At 44.6% G+C, this 15652-nt stretch carries 19 protein-coding genes and 4 tRNA genes; 19 read left to right on the top strand and 4 right to left on the bottom strand.

The genetic code is table 11. The features are described from left to right. Position 1 precedes the first annotated feature (1 nt). The 4 genes from NLX82_RS17995 (at position 2) to NLX82_RS17980 (ending at position 332) form a co-directional block, all read left to right on the top strand. Positions 2-76 (top strand) — tRNA-Gln (locus NLX82_RS17995). A gap of 7 nt (positions 77-83) precedes the next feature. Continuing rightward, positions 84-155: transfer RNA gene (locus tag NLX82_RS17990), tRNA-Gly, on the top strand. Positions 156-167: 12 nt separating this feature from the next. Then, positions 168-242 (top strand) — tRNA-Cys (locus tag NLX82_RS17985). An 11-nt stretch (positions 243-253) separates the two neighbouring features. Next, a tRNA-Leu gene (locus NLX82_RS17980) sits at positions 254-332 on the top strand. A gap of 44 nt (positions 333-376) precedes the next feature. On the opposite strand, the gene NLX82_RS27600 is transcribed toward NLX82_RS17980, so the two are convergent. From NLX82_RS27600 to NLX82_RS17970, 3 genes are all read right to left on the bottom strand, one after another. Beyond that, a complete protein-coding gene (locus NLX82_RS27600) occupies positions 377-505 on the bottom strand; it encodes a recombinase (protein WP_143109565.1) in 129 nt (42 codons plus the stop codon). Positions 506-589: 84 nt separating this feature from the next. After that, complete coding sequence (locus tag NLX82_RS17975; protein WP_226887823.1) at positions 590-1087, bottom strand: tyrosine-type recombinase/integrase; 498 nt, start codon at positions 1085-1087, stop codon at positions 590-592. A 650-nt stretch (positions 1088-1737) separates the two neighbouring features. Continuing rightward, entirely contained in the window at positions 1738-1950 is a 213-nt protein-coding gene (locus NLX82_RS17970) for a hypothetical protein (protein ID WP_254348714.1), read from the bottom strand. 220 nt (positions 1951-2170) lie between these two features. On the opposite strand from NLX82_RS17970, the gene NLX82_RS17965 reads away from it, so the two are divergent. The 14 genes from NLX82_RS17965 (at position 2171) to NLX82_RS17900 (ending at position 14005) form a co-directional block, all read left to right on the top strand. After that, positions 2171-2692, top strand: coding sequence for a MarR family transcriptional regulator (locus NLX82_RS17965; protein ID WP_023990248.1), 522 nt, complete (start codon positions 2171-2173; stop codon positions 2690-2692). After that, a complete protein-coding gene (gene sufC, locus NLX82_RS17960) occupies positions 2673-3449 on the top strand; it encodes a Fe-S cluster assembly ATPase SufC (RefSeq protein ID WP_254348713.1) in 777 nt (258 codons plus the stop codon). Before NLX82_RS17965 ends, sufC begins: the two co-directional genes overlap by 20 nt. Before the next feature lie 23 nt (positions 3450-3472). Then, positions 3473-4780: a Fe-S cluster assembly protein SufD gene (gene sufD, locus NLX82_RS17955; RefSeq protein ID WP_483312060.1), complete on the top strand. Its 1308-nt coding sequence runs from the start codon at positions 3473-3475 to the stop codon at positions 4778-4780. A 43-nt stretch (positions 4781-4823) separates the two neighbouring features. Next, positions 4824-6221, top strand: coding sequence for a Fe-S cluster assembly protein SufB (gene sufB / locus NLX82_RS17950; protein WP_254348712.1), 1398 nt, complete (start codon positions 4824-4826; stop codon positions 6219-6221). A 314-nt stretch (positions 6222-6535) separates the two neighbouring features. Further along, positions 6536-6775 (top strand): NifU family protein, encoded by a 240-nt coding sequence (locus NLX82_RS17945; protein WP_013373004.1) that lies wholly within the window; start codon positions 6536-6538, stop codon positions 6773-6775. Positions 6776-7160: 385 nt separating this feature from the next. Beyond that, entirely contained in the window at positions 7161-7712 is a 552-nt protein-coding gene (locus tag NLX82_RS17940; protein ID WP_023990242.1) for a TetR/AcrR family transcriptional regulator, read from the top strand. Positions 7713-7862: 150 nt separating this feature from the next. Continuing rightward, complete coding sequence (locus tag NLX82_RS17935; RefSeq protein WP_023990241.1) at positions 7863-9086, top strand: MFS transporter; 1224 nt, start codon at positions 7863-7865, stop codon at positions 9084-9086. A gap of 130 nt (positions 9087-9216) precedes the next feature. Further along, positions 9217-9528, top strand: coding sequence for a LiaF transmembrane domain-containing protein (locus tag NLX82_RS17930; RefSeq protein WP_013311898.1), 312 nt, complete (start codon positions 9217-9219; stop codon positions 9526-9528). 84 nt (positions 9529-9612) lie between these two features. Beyond that, positions 9613-10284, top strand: coding sequence for a PspA/IM30 family protein (locus NLX82_RS17925; RefSeq protein ID WP_023990240.1), 672 nt, complete (start codon positions 9613-9615; stop codon positions 10282-10284). Between the two features lie 7 nt (positions 10285-10291). After that, positions 10292-10780 (top strand): PspC domain-containing protein, encoded by a 489-nt coding sequence (locus NLX82_RS17920; RefSeq protein ID WP_023990239.1) that lies wholly within the window; start codon positions 10292-10294, stop codon positions 10778-10780. Continuing rightward, entirely contained in the window at positions 10780-11484 is a 705-nt protein-coding gene (locus tag NLX82_RS17915; RefSeq protein WP_023990238.1) for a PspA/IM30 family protein, read from the top strand. The genes NLX82_RS17920 and NLX82_RS17915 overlap by 1 nt, the downstream gene beginning before the upstream one ends. Positions 11485-11633: 149 nt before the next feature. Next, the gene (liaF, locus tag NLX82_RS17910) at positions 11634-12281 is read left to right on the top strand and encodes a cell wall-active antibiotics response protein LiaF (protein ID WP_023990237.1); all 648 of its coding nucleotides are present in this window, start codon (positions 11634-11636) and stop codon (positions 12279-12281) included. Between the two features lie 16 nt (positions 12282-12297). Then, a complete protein-coding gene (locus tag NLX82_RS17905) occupies positions 12298-13377 on the top strand; it encodes a sensor histidine kinase (RefSeq protein ID WP_023990236.1) in 1080 nt (359 codons plus the stop codon). After that, entirely contained in the window at positions 13355-14005 is a 651-nt protein-coding gene (locus NLX82_RS17900) for a response regulator (RefSeq protein ID WP_013372995.1), read from the top strand. Before NLX82_RS17905 ends, NLX82_RS17900 begins: the two co-directional genes overlap by 23 nt. Before the next feature lie 75 nt (positions 14006-14080). Here the strand turns inward: NLX82_RS17900 and NLX82_RS17895 are convergent, their stop codons facing one another. Beyond that, positions 14081-14524 (bottom strand): hypothetical protein, encoded by a 444-nt coding sequence (locus tag NLX82_RS17895; protein ID WP_023990234.1) that lies wholly within the window; start codon positions 14522-14524, stop codon positions 14081-14083. Positions 14525-14769: 245 nt separating this feature from the next. On the opposite strand from NLX82_RS17895, the gene NLX82_RS17890 reads away from it, so the two are divergent. After that, the gene (locus tag NLX82_RS17890; protein ID WP_028541400.1) at positions 14770-15534 is read left to right on the top strand and encodes a YwmB family TATA-box binding protein; all 765 of its coding nucleotides are present in this window, start codon (positions 14770-14772) and stop codon (positions 15532-15534) included. Positions 15535-15652 lie beyond the last annotated feature (118 nt).

The raw sequence follows: 15652 nt of genomic DNA, 5'->3' as shown, positions 1-15652 counted from the left end.
TTGGGGATTAGCCAAGCGGTAAGGCAACGGACTTTGACTCCGTCATGCATAGGTTCAAATCCTATATCCCCAGCCATCTTTATGCGGACGTGGCTCAGCGGTAGAGCATCGCCTTGCCAAGGCGAGGGTCGCGGGTTCGATTCCCGTCGTCCGCTTTGTTACACTCTGGCGCCATAGCCAAGTGGTAAGGCAAAGCTCTGCAAAAGCTTTATTCCCCAGTTCAAATCTGGGTGGCGCCTCCATAATTGAATATGCCGGCGTGGCGGAATGGCAGACGCGCTCGACTCAAAATCGAGTGGGAAACCGTGGAGGTTCGAGTCCTCTCGCCGGTATTAACTAAAAGAGTTCATTAGAGATAATCTCTAGTGGGCTTTTTTTATTTGAGCTTTAGTACCCCACTCATTGCTTGAGCTGAAGACACCTTTGAGTTGTATTCAAAATGCGAATAAATATTTGCCGTTGTTGCATAATCGCTGTGGCCTAACCATTCCTGAACTTCTTTCATGCTTACCCCTAATACATCTACATAAATATACTCCAGGTATTCAAGACAATAAGAATTGTCAGAAGATAAGCGATAGGATTCCTGTTATTCCTTCATACGAATCAGAAGCTCATAGAACGTGTCCACCAGTGGCAGTATACGGCGACTGGCTTTATTCTTGGTTCGGTCCTTTTCAATTTCAATATATCTACCATTCAAATTGCCCGATGTGGCGGTATGTTTAATATTAATAGTCCAATTCAATAAATCAATAGCCGACCATTTTAATCCTACGACCTCGCTTCGGCTTAGCCCATAAAAGGCAGCCAGGATAACGAAAAGTTCAATTCTTTCGCCTCGAATTACTGCGAGGAGTTGATTCAGCTCCTCGGCATTGTAGAAGCTCACGACGTAATTGTTCTTTTTTGGGCTTTCAACTAAGTCAGGGAGATTCGCCACAATCAGCTTTATTTTCACGGCATACTGAAGGGCTCTGCAAATGTTCGCGTGGTAATGAATAACGGTATTGGCGCTGACACCTTGCACATTCATTTCATGGGTATACAAGGTCTGAAAATCCTCTGTAGTTAAATCATCAAGCAATACATCCCTTTCTCTCGGAAAAAGGATCTACGCGGCCTTTTACAGTGTCGGAATAGGAGATATAGGAGATAAGCCCGATACTGTTTTTCATCATCTCTAGCCATTGAAGCATAAAGTCTGCGAACAGCCTTTTGCTATTACCGGATGGAGTAGCCGCTTTTACTCTTACAGCATATCTTCGTTTTCAACCGCGAGTGCTTGTCCTTCCATATGATAATTCTTCCTGGCTTCCTGAAGCAAGATTTCGGCTCTTTTCTTGGTTCCTTTTATCATAAGCCCCTTAGGGATCCATTTTGGTTATCGTTTACCATTCTCATCTTTACAGTTAGGCGGATGTCCCGTTGCGCTTTCTCCTCTTCCAACAACTCCAGAGGGTGAACCCGATCCTTTTTCAAATACCGGTTGAGCTTCGGAATGGATTTGCTACAAAAGTGGTAGCTGAATCCGCCGATGGATTGCTTTAGCGCCCAGAAGGTGCATTTATTTTGAACCGGGCGGTATAAAGTTCGATGATCTAGGTCGCCTCCAGTGTCAGATCGGTGCTGGCTAGAATGGAGCATCGCCTGTTCGGATTCACCAGCAAAAACCACAGTTTTTGGTATACTCTTTGGCCCCATAACATATCCAGACACAGGTAACTGACGGATTATTCATTGCCATACATGCTCACGATAGCGTACCCAAACGCTGCGGTACGGCTTTAAAACAGCTCGGTCAAGCACCACCTTTGTCCTCTTTTTACGGTAGCGACCCCGGTCTGTGGCAGGTGTACCATGACGTTCATAGGCAACGGTATTGGACTTGGCTTCGGTTACCATATCCATCCGGGTGCTGCCGAATTGATCAGAGGTAGGCAAAACCATTTCCGGGACGTGCCCTAGTCAAAACACAGCATGAGGCCGATGACAATGACAACAAACCCATGAAAAGCGCCTCCAAAATTGCGTCACATTTAACACAATTGATATTGATAATCAATATCAATTGTGTTAATATAATTTTGTTCACTAGTGAACAAAAAATAATCTAATGGTGACACTGAACTTGGTCTGCAACTACTACAAGAGAGGGGAGATTGGGAAATTGGAGTTTCAAAATCATTTTAAAGGTCATCTTTACGAGCAATATATTAAAATGCTACATCTGAATGAGCTGTATACTGAACAAGAATTTAACTCGTTTCGGCAACAGGCCAGAAAGTACCAGATTGACATGCTCTCCAACAATATTACTAGTGTACACGTTATTGATTGCATTGGTGATTATGAACCGATAAATCATACCGGGATTGTGGAGAAGATGGGGTTGTCCAAAGCTAGCATTACTAAAATTAGTGCAAAGCTGCTGGAAATGGGCTTCATTATGAGAAGTCAACTGAACAGCAATCGTAAGGAGATTTACTTTAGTTTAACGGATAAGGGAAGACACGTTTATCATTTGCATAAAGAACTGCACAAAGAAAAAGAAGAAAGGTTTTACCAATTCATTGAATCCTATTCAGAGGTTGAGCTGCAGACTATTGGAAAATTTATGAGTGATTTGGTGGCGCGTGCCGAAGAATACTCCGAAGGGAAGTTTACGATAAATGACGACATTAAGGATTGAGGAATTAAGATCCAAGATTGAAGGGAAAGAAATTTTAAAAGGGCTCACACTGGAGATTCATGGCGGAGAGATTCATGCGATTATGGGGCCTAATGGGACGGGAAAAAGTACATTGGCTTCAGCTTTAATGGGCCATCCCAAATATGAGGTTACTGGCGGTAAGGTGACGCTGGACAATGAAGACCTTCTGGAGATGGAGGTGGATGAGCGTGCCCAGGCAGGCTTGTTCCTCGCTATGCAATACCCAAGTGAAATTGCTGGCGTGACCAACTCGGACTTTCTCAGAAGTGCCATCAATGCACGGCGTGAAGAAGGCGATGAGATATCCTTAATCCGTTTTATCCGTGAAATGGAGAGCAAAATGAAGGGGCTGGAGATGAACCCGGAATTTGTGCATCGTTATTTGAATGAGGGATTCTCTGGCGGTGAAAAAAAGCGGAATGAGATTTTGCAAATGATGCTACTTGAACCCAAGTTTGTGATCCTGGATGAAGTGGACTCAGGGCTTGATATTGATGCACTGCGTATTGTGGCCAATGGCGTAAATGAGATGCGCAGCCCGGATAGAGGCTTTTTAATCATCACCCATTATCAACGACTGTTGAATTATATTACCCCGGATTTTGTGCATGTCATGATGCAAGGCCGGATAGTTAAATCTGGCGGTCCGGAGCTTGCCCACCGTTTGGAGGCTGAAGGGTACGATTGGGTGAAGGAGGAACTTGGGATTACGGATGAGACGGTAAGGGAAGCTTAAAAGCCGGAGAGGAGGAACAGCACGTGGATATACAAGCTAGAGTTTCAATGAATGTGGACGATTTACGCGCATGGTCAAGCGCTAAGGATGAACCTCGTTGGCTGATTGAACGCCGCGTTCACGCACTCGAACTGGCAGGGACGCTGGAGTTGCCTAAAGTGGAGAAAATCAATCTCGAAAAATGGGATATCTACGAAAGTGGAGATTACAAGGCTGAGAATGCGTGGTCTAGTTTGGAGGAAGCGCCGGAGGTTGTTCGAGGTTTGGTTGCTTCTCCGGTGAAAGGCGGACTAATCGTTCAGTTCAACTCGGATGTAGTGTATACGAAATTGTCCGAGAGCTTAGCCGCCCAGGGAGTCATTTTAACGGATCTGCATACTGCGGCAAAAGAGCATGAGGAGCTGGTTCAACGTTATCTCTTTCAGGCAGTAAAGCCAGAAGAACATCGTTTATCTGCTGCACACAGTGCCTTATGGAGTGGTGGCGTTTTTCTATATGTCCCAGACGGTGTAGAGGTTGAAGCACCTATTCAAGCGATCTTTCTTAACGATACAAGCGGTGTGTGTTTTGCTCCTCACGTCTTAATTGTGGCAGGGAGCAACAGCAAGATCACTTATGTGGATAATTGTGTATCGAGTGGTGATGATGTCAAGGTATTGCATAACGGTGTGACGGAGGTCTTCGCGGGAGCGGGCTCAAAGGTGCAAGTAGCTTCGGTTCATCAGCTTGCTGCAACTACAACAGATTTCACCCAGCGACGGGCGGTCGTTCTTGCTGATGGGGGTGTGGAATGGATTATTGGTGAGATGAACAATGGTTATACCGCCAGCGATACCAAGACTTTGCTACAAGGCAACGGGGCGGTCTCCGACAATAAGGTGATTGCTATTGGCACGGGCAATCAAAAATCGAGCTATACAACTCAAGCTCAGCATTTTGGCAGAAGCTCGGTAAGCCAGATGATTACGCGTGCAGTCATGCTTGAAGAAGCTATGGCCATTATCAACGGCATTACAAAGATTGAAAAAGGCGCAACCCATTGTGATGGTCAGCAAACAGAACGCGTGCTTATGCTAAGTCCTAAAGCTCGCGGCGATGCCAATCCGATCCTGCTGATAGATGAGGATGATGTAACCGCGGGTCATGCTGCATCCGTGGGGCAAGTAAATGCAGAGCAAATCTATTATCTGATGTCGCGCGGGATATCACGGAGTGAAGCCGAACATCTTGTTATTTTCGGATTTCTCGCTCCTGTCATTTCGGAGATCCCGCTGGAAGGTGTTCGCAGTCGCCTAAAAGATTTAGTGGAAAGCAAGCTCGGCAGATCATAGCAAATCAAAATGAATCTTGAAAGGTTAAAAAGGAGTGATACTAATGGCTAAAAAAGCACCAGATATGGGCGAATATAAATATGGGTTTCGCGACAAGCACCAGTCTATTTTTCAATCTGGAAAAGGTCTGACGGAAGAGATTGTCCGGGAAATTTCCCGGATCAAGGAAGAGCCGGAGTGGATGCTCAATTTTCGGTTGAAAGCTTTGAATCAATTCTACAAAATGCCGATGCCTGAATGGGGAGCGGATTTGACCGGGCTAAATCTTGATGACATCCAGTATTACGTTCGCCCTTCTGAAAAACAGGGAAAGACCTGGGAGGAGGTTCCTTCCGAGATCAAAGCAACCTTTGACAAGCTGGGAATCCCTGAAGCGGAGCAAAAGTTCCTGGCGGGCGTATCCGCTCAATATGAGTCGGAAGTAGTTTATCACAGCATGCGGAAAGAACTGGAGGATCAGGGCGTTATTTTCCTTGATACGGATAGTGCATTAAGGCAATACCCCGAAGTGTTTAAGCAACATTTTGGGACGATCATCCCTCCTGCCGACAATAAATTTGCGGCGCTTAATAGTGCAGTTTGGTCAGGCGGTAGCTTTGTATACATTCCGAAGGGTGTTCAGTGCGAGGTTCCTATACAAGGTTATTTCCGTATTAATTCTGAAAATATGGGTCAATTCGAGCGGACATTAATTATTGCCGAAGAGGGCAGCTTTGTCCATTATGTTGAAGGATGTACAGCACCTATTTATAGTACCAGTTCTCTGCATAGTGGAGTTATTGAAATTATTTGCCGGAAAGATTCCCGTGTCCGTTACACGACCATTCAGAATTGGGCTCCTAATATCTACAACTTGGTAACCCAAAGGGCTGTGGCAGAAGAAAATGCCACAATGGAATGGGTGGACGGCAACATCGGCTCCAAGGTAACAATGAAGTATCCGGCAGTATTATTGAAAGGACGAGGAGCCAAGGGGTCCATCCTGTCTATTGCCGTAGCCGGTAAAGATCAGCATCAAGATGCTGGCGCGAAGGTAATTCACCTTGCTCCCGAGACAACATCTACGATTATATCCAAATCCATCAGCAAGCAGGGCGGAAAAGTAAACTACCGAGGGTTGTCCAGCTTCAGCCGCGATTCCGCAGGGTCCAAGTCCAATATTAAGTGCGATACGTTGATATTGGACAACATGTCAACATCAGATACGATTCCGTACAATGAAATTAAAAACGATCAGATTACTTTGGAGCACGAGGCAACAGTATCCAAAGTGTCCGAGGAACAATTGTTTTACTTAATGAGCCGCGGGCTTACAGAACAAGATGCTACACAAATGATTGTAATGGGCTTTATTGAACCGTTTACCAAAGAATTGCCAATGGAATATGCCGTTGAAATGAATCGGTTGATTCAATTTGAGATGGAAGGAAGCATCGGTTGATTCATTAATTTAATAGATCAAACCTTTATCATTCTTTAAAGAGGTGCTAGTAATGAAAAAAAAAAATTCGGACGATTCAGAACTAGCTCAAATTACCCGAGAGATACGAAAACTTCAGTTCTGCTTCAATATGCTGTCAGGATTGAGCGCAAGTTGTGGTGTGATGATACCTTTAGACTCTATTCATACGCTTATAAGGGAACTTTCGGATCAAGAGGTCACTCTTAGGCAAAAAGCAAAGGATCACTCAGACGATCTAGGGTGAAAAAAGGTCTGAATTGACGGTCGGTAAAAAAATGGGAGGATTTGACATAATGGATGAAAATGGAGTTTTATTCGATGAAGTATCGGAAGTTCTTCTCAAACTACGTCCTTTCTTACTGCGTGACGGTGGAGATGCTGAACTGGTCGAAGTTGAGAACGGTATAGCAAAATTAAGATTTTTGGGAGCTTGCAATGGTTGCCCAAGTGCTACGATTACGTTAAAGGTTGCTATTGAGCGCGCAATTCTTGAGGAAATTGATGATATTAAAGAAGTTGTACAAGTATTCTAAATTCCTTGATACTGAGCAACTGAGTTAGTCCTGTCGCAGACCATAGCTACGGAAGTTGATCCCGCTGCTCAATACCAAAGTACATCGACAGATTACCTTGCGGGTCGAAATCGACGAGCAGCGCTTATTTTCCTTCATTAAACAAGGTATTATCAAGATTGTATTCGGTATCGAGTGGGAAACCGTGGAGGTTCGAGTCCTCTCGCCGGTATACACAAAAGGGTGATAAAATGCTTAAAGGCATTTTATCATCCTTTTTATTATATATTCATGATTTTGGCAACAAGGTTAACATGGATTTGACCAGCGCTTTGATCTTATCGTAAGATGATGGTACTGAAAAAACTTTTCTAGTTTACTGAGCGCGAAAGAAATGAGGACGAATATGCAGGAAAGAATTTTGGAGGCTTTTGTAGAGGAAGTTCATGAAAATGGTTTGAAATTTACGATGGATGATCTTGCGAAAAGACTCGCCATTAGTAAGCGTACGTTGTATGAACATTTTTCGTCTAAGACGCTTATTTTAGAAACACTTATTGAGCGTACTAATGATGATATGATTCGTAAAACTGAGCAAATTATCGAAAATAATGAGTTATCTTTGTTAGACAAGATTAAGCAGTCGATTAGGGTCATGCCTCTGTATTATAAGTTTTACGATTTAAGAATATTGGACCAGATGAAAAAGTATTATCCTGAGCAATGGAAAAGGGTGCATGCCGATTTAAATGACTGGTCTCCGATTAGAACATTAATTCAGGAAGGCATTCGAGAAGGAATAATAGTGAACAAAAATGAGGCTCTGATCATGAAGCTTATTATTGAATCTGTAAATTTAACGCTTGATCAGCGTTTCTTTCTGGATAACAGTGTGACGGTAGAGGAAGCAACTTATTCTATTGTAGATATTCTGTTGTTCGGATTGGTCGAAAAATAAAAAAATAGCCTCAACAATATGCTGCATATTTGAAGAGGCCATTTTTGTATATGAAAACTAAGAAAACAATTTTAGTTTCAATTGTTTTTGAAAAATAATAAGGTTTATCTAATATTAAATAAAGAGATACGGAAAAGGAAGGGTGGAAATATGTCTATACTCACAAGAAATCGAGGAGCAATGCTGTTATTGATGCTTAACATTTTTTTGGCATTCATGGGGATTGGCTTAGTTGTCCCTGTGTTACCTAAGTTTATAAGTGAGCTAGGGATGAATGGTTCCTCGATGGGGCTGATGGTTGCAGCTTTTGCGTTGACACAGCTTTTGTTATCACCATTGTCAGGAAAGTTGTCTGATCGTTATGGACGTAAAAAGTTGATTGTTTCTGGGATGTTCATCTTCATGTTATCAGAGCTTGTTTTTGGACTGGCAAATTCCATTCCTACCCTGTTCATAGCACGAATCATGGGTGGAGCAGGGGCAGCATTGCTTACTCCTTCTATTATGGCCTATGTCGCTGATGTGACCTCGTTTGAGGAAAGAGGCAAGGGAATGGGAATGATCAATGCAGCGATCAACACAGGCTTCATAATAGGACCAGGGATTGGCGGTTTGCTTGCCACATATGGAATACGCATTCCCTTCTTTGCGGCAGCAGGAGCTGCGGGAATAGCGGCTATCTTGTCTCTGTTAGTGCTGCCTGAGTCTTTAAGCAAGGAAAAGCAACAATTTAATAGAGAGCTTCCACGTCAAAAAGAAAATCTTTTGCAGCAATTTGCCAAGTCATATCAATCTCCATATTTCATGGGTTTACTCATTGTATTTGTCGTTGCTTTTGGGTTAGCGAACTTTGAAACAGTGTTTGGACTGTTTGTTGACCATAAATATGGTTTTACACCAATGGATATTGCCATCATTATAACGACAGGCTCCATTATGGGAGCAGTTGTCCAAGCAACTATATTTGGATGGATCATTAATCGTTTTGGAGAGAAAAAAGTAATTCACCTCTGTTTGGCTATTGGGGGCGTTTTCATTTTTCTAACCCTATTTGCTGAACAGTATGTGATGATTATGCTGACGACCTTTATCATTTTTCTGGCTATGGATATCCTTCGTCCAGCAGTAAGCACTTCTCTATCGCGGCAGGCCGGAGATGAGCAAGGCTTTGTGGCAGGAATGAACTCGTCCTATACAAGCTTGGGTAATGTGATTGGACCGTTAATTGCAGGACTGTTGTTCGATGTTCATATTAACCTGCCTTATATGGTTGCAGCTATAGCGTTACTGGCTTGTCTTGTCCTGTCACTACGCTCCAAGCAAGCGGGTGAGCAACACTCGATAGCCCGTGCAGCAGAACAGCATAGAGGGTGATAGCCGCAGGTCTATATTCATCCCCGACTTAGGTCTAGGTTCAAAAACCGTCTGGGGTCCGTTTTGTCGAACGCTAAGTCAGCGTACAATAAGAACATAAGCAAGACACAGTGAAAGGCGGTGAGAGATGATGAGAGTTAACAAAGGGAATGGGTTAGCCATTGTACTGATCGTGTTGGGTTCGATTATGCTGCTCGGTAAGTTTACTCCGTTTTTCGGTCACTTTTTAGGACATCTGATTGGTTACTTAATTCCGATAGCTATGGTCATGCTAGGCTACTACGGTGTGAAAAAAGGAAATGCGCTCTTCGGCTGGATCGTACTTGTACTCGGGGTACTGATTTTGCTTGGCAAACTGTCCTGGCTTCTGGGACCGCTACTGGCAATCGGGTTGATCATATTTGGTGTTTCCCTGCTGAGTGACCGCAGAAGACGTTACTGATTTAGCAGTTTGACGAATGAAAAAAGATTGTAGCAACGAAGTGATAAATTATGGCAATACGAATTGTGAAAGGAGCAGACGCAAATGAGTGTTTTTCGAAGAATGCGAGATATCACGGTAGCGACCTTCAATGAGCATTTGGAACAAAGCCAAGACCCGGTGCAACTAATTGACCAGTTCTTGTATAATACCCGCCAGGAAATTGCCGAAGCGGAAAAACTCCATCAACAGTATGCGATGCACACAAGACAGATGAAGCAGCAGTTGGATCATGCATTGTCCATGCAGACCAAACGGGAGGAACAGGCGCTACTGGCTTTGAAGGCTGATGAAGAACATATCGCGAAGCTGGCCCTTCAGGAGAAAATGCTATATGCAGAAAAAGAAGAGCAGTATAGAGAACTGTGGGAGCAGAGCCGTGAATCACTACGTGAGCTAGAACAACAGCTAGATACGTTAAAGACAGAATATCAAACGGTACACAGCAAGCGTCAGTATTATGCGGCACGTGTACAGACGTTGAGACTCCAGCAGCAAATGAACGAACGGGCTGGTACATACGGTGGACGAAATGTTCCCCGAATGTTCAACCGCTTGGAAGACCGGGTAGCCGATATGGAAGCAGAGACGATGAGTCTGCGTGATTTACGTCGGGGTGAGGGCGACCATGTACAGGATGCCCAAGGCGGTGGATCGTTGCTTGAACAAGAGTGGGAGAGACTGAAAAGCAAGCTGAACAACAGCGGGAAGGAGTAAATTGATAATGACCCGAATTTACAGATCAAGCCGGGATAGAGTAATAACAGGTGTATGTGGCGGTCTTTCTGACGCAACAGGAATGGACTCAACATGGATTCGTATTCTGGTTGTGATCAGTTTCTTTATTACAGCAGGAACCACATTTATGATTTATGTGATTGCGGCACTGGTTATCTCCAAGGAGCCGAGATCTCCTTTCGATGGAGGATTTGGCCCTGACAGCGGACCCTATAATCAACAGGACCCGCGCTATTATGGCAGTAACAATACAAGATCGCAGTATGGGCAGGGAACTGGTTACAATCAGGGCGGCGCATACGGCAATTCGAACCCGTTTTTTGGTCAAGATGCCCGCAACTCATCCAAATTTAACACAGGTCAGAACAACGACTTGGATTCCATGATGGAAGATATTGAGAAAAAGGCAATGAAAAAAGAATTGGCAGAGTTACGCAAAAAAGTAGAGCAATTCGAGAAGGGAGATCGTAAATAATGGGGATCTTTAAAAGAATGAAGGATATGACAAGAGCATCGGTGAATGAAGTGTTGGATAAAGTGGAAGATCCGATTATTATGTTGAATCAATATTTGCGCGATATGGAGGCGGAAATTCACGAGGCTGAGGTAACGGTTGCCAAGCAAATGGCGAATGAACGACGTATGAAACAGCGTTTGGAGGAAGCGGTACGTGTATCCAATGAGCGTGAGAAGCAAGCCGAATCCGCATTACGAAATGGTCAGGAAGAAGTAGCGCGCAAGCTGTTGGGAGAGAAGATTTATTTTGTGCAAAAGCAGGACGAATACCGCGACTTGCATACACAAGCTGAGCTTCAAGCAAAAGAATTGGTACAACAGCTTCACGACATGAAAGATGAATTCTATAAAATGCGCAACAAGCGCAATGAGTTGGTATCCCGTGCTCAAATGGCGAAAGCCAAAAAGCAAATGTCTCAAATCAATAGTTTGCACACGATTGAAAGTGGGTCTGCTTCATTGGGCTTCCACCGTATGGAAGAAAAAATCATGCAAATGGAAGCTGAAGCTGACGTACTGCGTGCTCCTTACCGTCAAGCTCCAGGAGAAGCATATATTAATCCAGCTGAGGCTGAAAAACAGTTTAAAGTGGATGAGCAGCTTCAGCAGCTTAAGTCCAAAATTCAGACAGGTGCTAAACCAGTCGATATGAAGAAGGACTGACTACTCGGAAACAAGACATTATGATATGCTGTATGGAATGGACATTGGTCGATGATCGTGCTCAATCTGTATGGTCCGGGAAAGCCATATGGCGGAATGTCGCGCCACTATGGCTTTTCCGTCCTGTATAAACATAAAGGGGGTGCAGCATGGAGAGAAAAAAATCAGCCTTGGCACTGGCAGGGATTGGCATCGGGATTATCATTTTATTCGGTCAGTGGATTGGGTTCCTCTCCGTGGTTGCACTGATCCTAATGTTGGCCGGAATATATAAGATCCGTAATTCCAAAATCAAAAAAGGTTACACGATGCTCGCGATTGGTGCTGGACTGTTAGTGCTGGATCATTTGTTCCTGTTTGTGGTAGTTACACTAGCATCATTAGCTGTATTCTATTCACGTTCAAGGAAGCTGCATAAAGGTCAAAGCTCCATATTCAAGCACAATTTTATATCCAATCATAAATGGGATGAAGTGCCTTGGAGTCTGCGCAGCACAAGCATATGGCATGTGGTTGGGGACGTGGATGCTGACCTGACGTTGGCTCTCCCAGAGGAACGTGAGTCCGTCATATTTCTACAAGGGATCTTCGGTGACATTGACATCACGTTACCGGATAATTACGGTGTAGAGGTGGAGATGCTCGTATTGTTCGGACAGATTCAGTTTGACCGGGATCATGAGGCGGGGATGCTCAATCGACTGGTTTGGAAGTCTCCCCATTTTGAGCAGAGTGAGTATAAAGTGAAGTTTGTCGTTTCGTACTTGGCGGGCGATGTCCGCGTCCGATTTTATTGAATCAGGAGGAACCGGGATGAATCATAAAAAAACGTCCAACATGGTAACCCGCAGTATGGGTGAAGGTATCCTCCTGTGTGTTGTTGTGGGCGTAGTTGTCTTTTATATGCTGTATACATATGGATATGTGAAGTCGTTCCCAACCTGGGGCATGATATTGAAAGTTGCAGGAGCCGTTATACTGGTGTTGATTGGTACAGGGGCAATGTACGGATTTTATGAGAGCTACCGCTTTAAAAGCAGATTGGAAATGTTGAGAGAGACGTTGCTGATGTGGGAAAAGGGAACTCCTGCACGTGAGTTGCCGCCCCTAGGGCATGATGAGCTTGGCAGGCTGGGAGAGCAGCTGGAACGGATCGGGCGTAAATGGCAGGAACAAGTTACGTCTTTACAACGCTTATCCACGGATAATGCTCAGTTGGCAGAACAGGCACGGATGACTGCGATTGTGGAGGAGCGGCAGCGGCTGGCCAGAGAGTTGCATGACGCCGTATCACAGCAATTATTTGCTATTTCAATGACGGCGACGGCTGTGGGGAGGACGCTGGATAAGGATTTTGATAAAGCGCAGCGTCAAGTTGCGCTAATTGAAGAAATGTCTTCCGTGGCACAATCCGAAATGCGGGCGTTACTACTTCATCTGCGGCCTGTCTATCTGGAAGGAAAACGGCTTGAGCAGGGTTTGCGTGATTTGGTACAGGAGTTGCAGGCAAAGGTACCGATGGAGATTGATTTTGAAATTGAAAGCGGAGTACAGTTGGTTAAAGGCATTGAGAACCACTTGTTTCGTATTGTTCAGGAAGCGATGTCTAATACATTGCGTCATGCCAAAGCAACCCGCATGGAAATTCGTATCGTGCAACGCCCGGATTCCATCAGGCTGACGATTCGGGATAACGGTATTGGTTTTGAACTGGATGAGAAAAAGCAGACTTCATATGGATTATCCACAATGCAGGAGCGGGTCAGTGAAATTGGGGGAGCTATTCAATATATAACGGCACCGGGAAAAGGAACACGGATCGAGGTGTCCGTGCCAGTTATTAATGATGAAAGCGGAAGGAACGATGATCATGGAAACGGAATTACCGATTAGCGTACTGCTGGTAGACGACCATGAAATGGTACGGATTGGTCTTGCGGCGGTGCTGGGGACGGAAGAAGGTATTGAAGTGGTCGGCGAGGCTGGAAGCGGAGAAGAAGGCATACGGTTGGCTTCCGAATACAAGCCAAATGTCATTTTGATGGATCTGGTCATGGATGGCATGGATGGCATCGAAACGACACGCCAAGTAACTCGTCTGCTTCCAGAGACAAAGGTGATTGTGCTGACGAGTTATTTGGACGATGAGAAAATGTATCCGGTCATTGAGGCAGGGGCATTCAGCTATTTGCTCAAAACGTCTCGTGCTTCCGAGATAGCGGATGCGATCCGTGCAGCTGCACGCGGACAGTCCGTACTAGAGTCACAGGTGGCCTCCAAGATGATGAATCGATTTCGCCAGCCACAGGCTGAGGCACCCGCGCATACGGAACTGACTGATCGTGAGATGGAGGTGCTTCGCCTGTTGGCACAAGGGAAGTCTAATCAGGATATCGCAGATGAGCTGATTATCGGGATTAAGACGGTAAAATTCCATGTCACGAACCTTCTCGCTAAATTAGGAGTGGAAGACCGTACACAGGCGGCGATCTATGCCTATAAGAACGGATTAGCAGAGTAGAATGTAGAATAAACGAATACAAAAAACCGGAGACGACAATAGTCCTCCGGTTTTTTGTGTTCCATAACAAGGTGTTTAGATCAGGAGGAATAAAAAGGCGATTAAAGCCAGATCTAGTGCAAGCCCTGCCCCGTATCCATATCCGCCGTACCCACCGCGATAGCCTGGTCTGCCATTTCCAGCAAATCCGCCTGCGTCATAAGGAAAGGATGGACTCAGAGGTTCGTTAGGCGGCTTAATTAAGGCATTTAGTTTGGCAGAGGTACGAGCTTTGTTTTTAGGATTCCTTTTTTTCTTTTTAGAGGAATTCTTTTTTGGGGATTGTTTTCCTTTGTTACTGTAGCTCCCGGCGTAGAGACTGCCAGGAAAGGAGGATGGATATCCGTTCAACATCAGCTTGCCTTTGCTACACCCACTTAAGATGCCGATGTGTCGTGTACCATCACGCATAACGGCACAGACCAGACGTCCACCATGAGGTGCCACATTGGCTTCATTTACAGGATAAATCGGAAACATGATTTCACCTCTTTTGGTGTAAGATGCATTGTGATCATAGTCTATTCTTACGGTGCCTACGATGTATGGTCGAACACCCAGTAGGCAGATGAATATTTTAGAAGGGCTTTGCCGTAGCTGTGTGTATAAAACCTTTGACAAAGGGAATGCTATTGATAGATTGATAGATTTCAAACCAGCCGAAAAAGAAAGTAACCAGAGCGTAGGTGTGGGAATCGGATGGTTGTGGAGCGGGGGGAACGATAATGTTAAAAGCAGAGCTGATTAAAAAAGGGATTATTGCAATTTTGGTATTAGGAACGGTGCTGGTACTGGCTGGCTGGCGCTACGGAACCCTTCAGACAAACCGATATGATTCCCGCGAAGCAGAAACGGCTTTACGTTCATTGTTAATCATCTCGGACCAGGCCCCGGGTACGTTGGATAAGCTGGTTGTGAAGTGGCAAGGCGATTGGATTTCTAACCATGAAGAGCCGGCAGATGTGGCGGCACAGATAGCCGATCAGCTGAATATACCCACAGTAAACAAACTCGTAGAAAATGGACACACGGTTTATCGTTCTGTTCGTCATAGTGAGGATCTAAGAATCCGCTTAAATGTGATGGAACGTCAAACTGGACAATGGTATGTAGTTGTTCAACTGGAGAGTAATAATGCAGGACGTGAGCGGTTGATTCAGCTTCATAAGCTTTGTGCTGAGCAATTAAAATCTATGGGGATTCAAGCGCAGTGGAACACAGCCCTTCAGCGTTCGCTGCATACAAAGGAATCCAAAGATCAACTGTTGAAACTGACAGAGGCGAGCTTAGCAGAGAACATCTCCATGCAGGCCAAAGAAAGATATACGGATGCGACTACTGTGGCTATATCCTATGAAGCTCCAGAGCTGCCGTTAATGATTCAAAGCGGTGAGCATCAGGTCCAGATGCAGATGGCTGTACATGAAGATAGGGAGCAGCAGAATACACGTATAACGCTCGGTTTCCCGCTCATCACGATTGAATACTGACTTATAAGGTAAATTTATGATTCATCGGATAGCTTATCCATGTAGGATATGATAAAATATCATCAAATCTTTAGTTCCATGTTTTTCGAAAATCAAGTATGATCTTGTATAAATATAC

It is taken from the genome of Paenibacillus sp. A3M_27_13 (assembly GCF_024213315.1).
In the GTDB taxonomy this organism is placed as follows: Bacteria; Bacillota; Bacilli; order Paenibacillales; family Paenibacillaceae; genus Paenibacillus; species Paenibacillus polymyxa_B.
Note: the sequence above shows the minus strand (reverse complement) of the source record. Positions and strands in the feature narration are given on the sequence as shown.

Bases quoted from the DNA above. Each gene is read 5' to 3' on its own strand.
- NLX82_RS27600 (WP_143109565.1), bottom strand. From the start codon at position 505: ATGAAAGAAGTTCAGGAATGGTTAGGCCACAGCGATTATGCAACAACG.
- NLX82_RS17970 (WP_254348714.1), bottom strand. From the start codon at position 1,950: ATGGTTTTGCCTACCTCTGATCAATTCGGCAGCACCCGGATGGATATG.
- sufC (WP_254348713.1), top strand. From the start codon at position 2,673: ATGACGACATTAAGGATTGAGGAATTAAGATCCAAGATTGAAGGGAAA.
- sufB (WP_254348712.1), top strand. From the start codon at position 4,824: ATGGCTAAAAAAGCACCAGATATGGGCGAATATAAATATGGGTTTCGC.
- NLX82_RS17945 (WP_013373004.1), top strand. From the start codon at position 6,536: ATGGATGAAAATGGAGTTTTATTCGATGAAGTATCGGAAGTTCTTCTC.
- NLX82_RS17940 (WP_023990242.1), top strand. From the start codon at position 7,161: ATGCAGGAAAGAATTTTGGAGGCTTTTGTAGAGGAAGTTCATGAAAAT.
- NLX82_RS17935 (WP_023990241.1), top strand. From the start codon at position 7,863: ATGTCTATACTCACAAGAAATCGAGGAGCAATGCTGTTATTGATGCTT.
- NLX82_RS17930 (WP_013311898.1), top strand. From the start codon at position 9,217: ATGAGAGTTAACAAAGGGAATGGGTTAGCCATTGTACTGATCGTGTTG.
- NLX82_RS17925 (WP_023990240.1), top strand. From the start codon at position 9,613: ATGAGTGTTTTTCGAAGAATGCGAGATATCACGGTAGCGACCTTCAAT.
- NLX82_RS17920 (WP_023990239.1), top strand. From the start codon at position 10,292: ATGACCCGAATTTACAGATCAAGCCGGGATAGAGTAATAACAGGTGTA.
- NLX82_RS17915 (WP_023990238.1), top strand. From the start codon at position 10,780: ATGGGGATCTTTAAAAGAATGAAGGATATGACAAGAGCATCGGTGAAT.
- liaF (WP_023990237.1), top strand. From the start codon at position 11,634: ATGGAGAGAAAAAAATCAGCCTTGGCACTGGCAGGGATTGGCATCGGG.
- NLX82_RS17905 (WP_023990236.1), top strand. From the start codon at position 12,298: ATGAATCATAAAAAAACGTCCAACATGGTAACCCGCAGTATGGGTGAA.
- NLX82_RS17900 (WP_013372995.1), top strand. From the start codon at position 13,355: ATGGAAACGGAATTACCGATTAGCGTACTGCTGGTAGACGACCATGAA.
- NLX82_RS17895 (WP_023990234.1), bottom strand. From the start codon at position 14,524: ATGTTTCCGATTTATCCTGTAAATGAAGCCAATGTGGCACCTCATGGT.
- NLX82_RS17890 (WP_028541400.1), top strand. From the start codon at position 14,770: ATGTTAAAAGCAGAGCTGATTAAAAAAGGGATTATTGCAATTTTGGTA.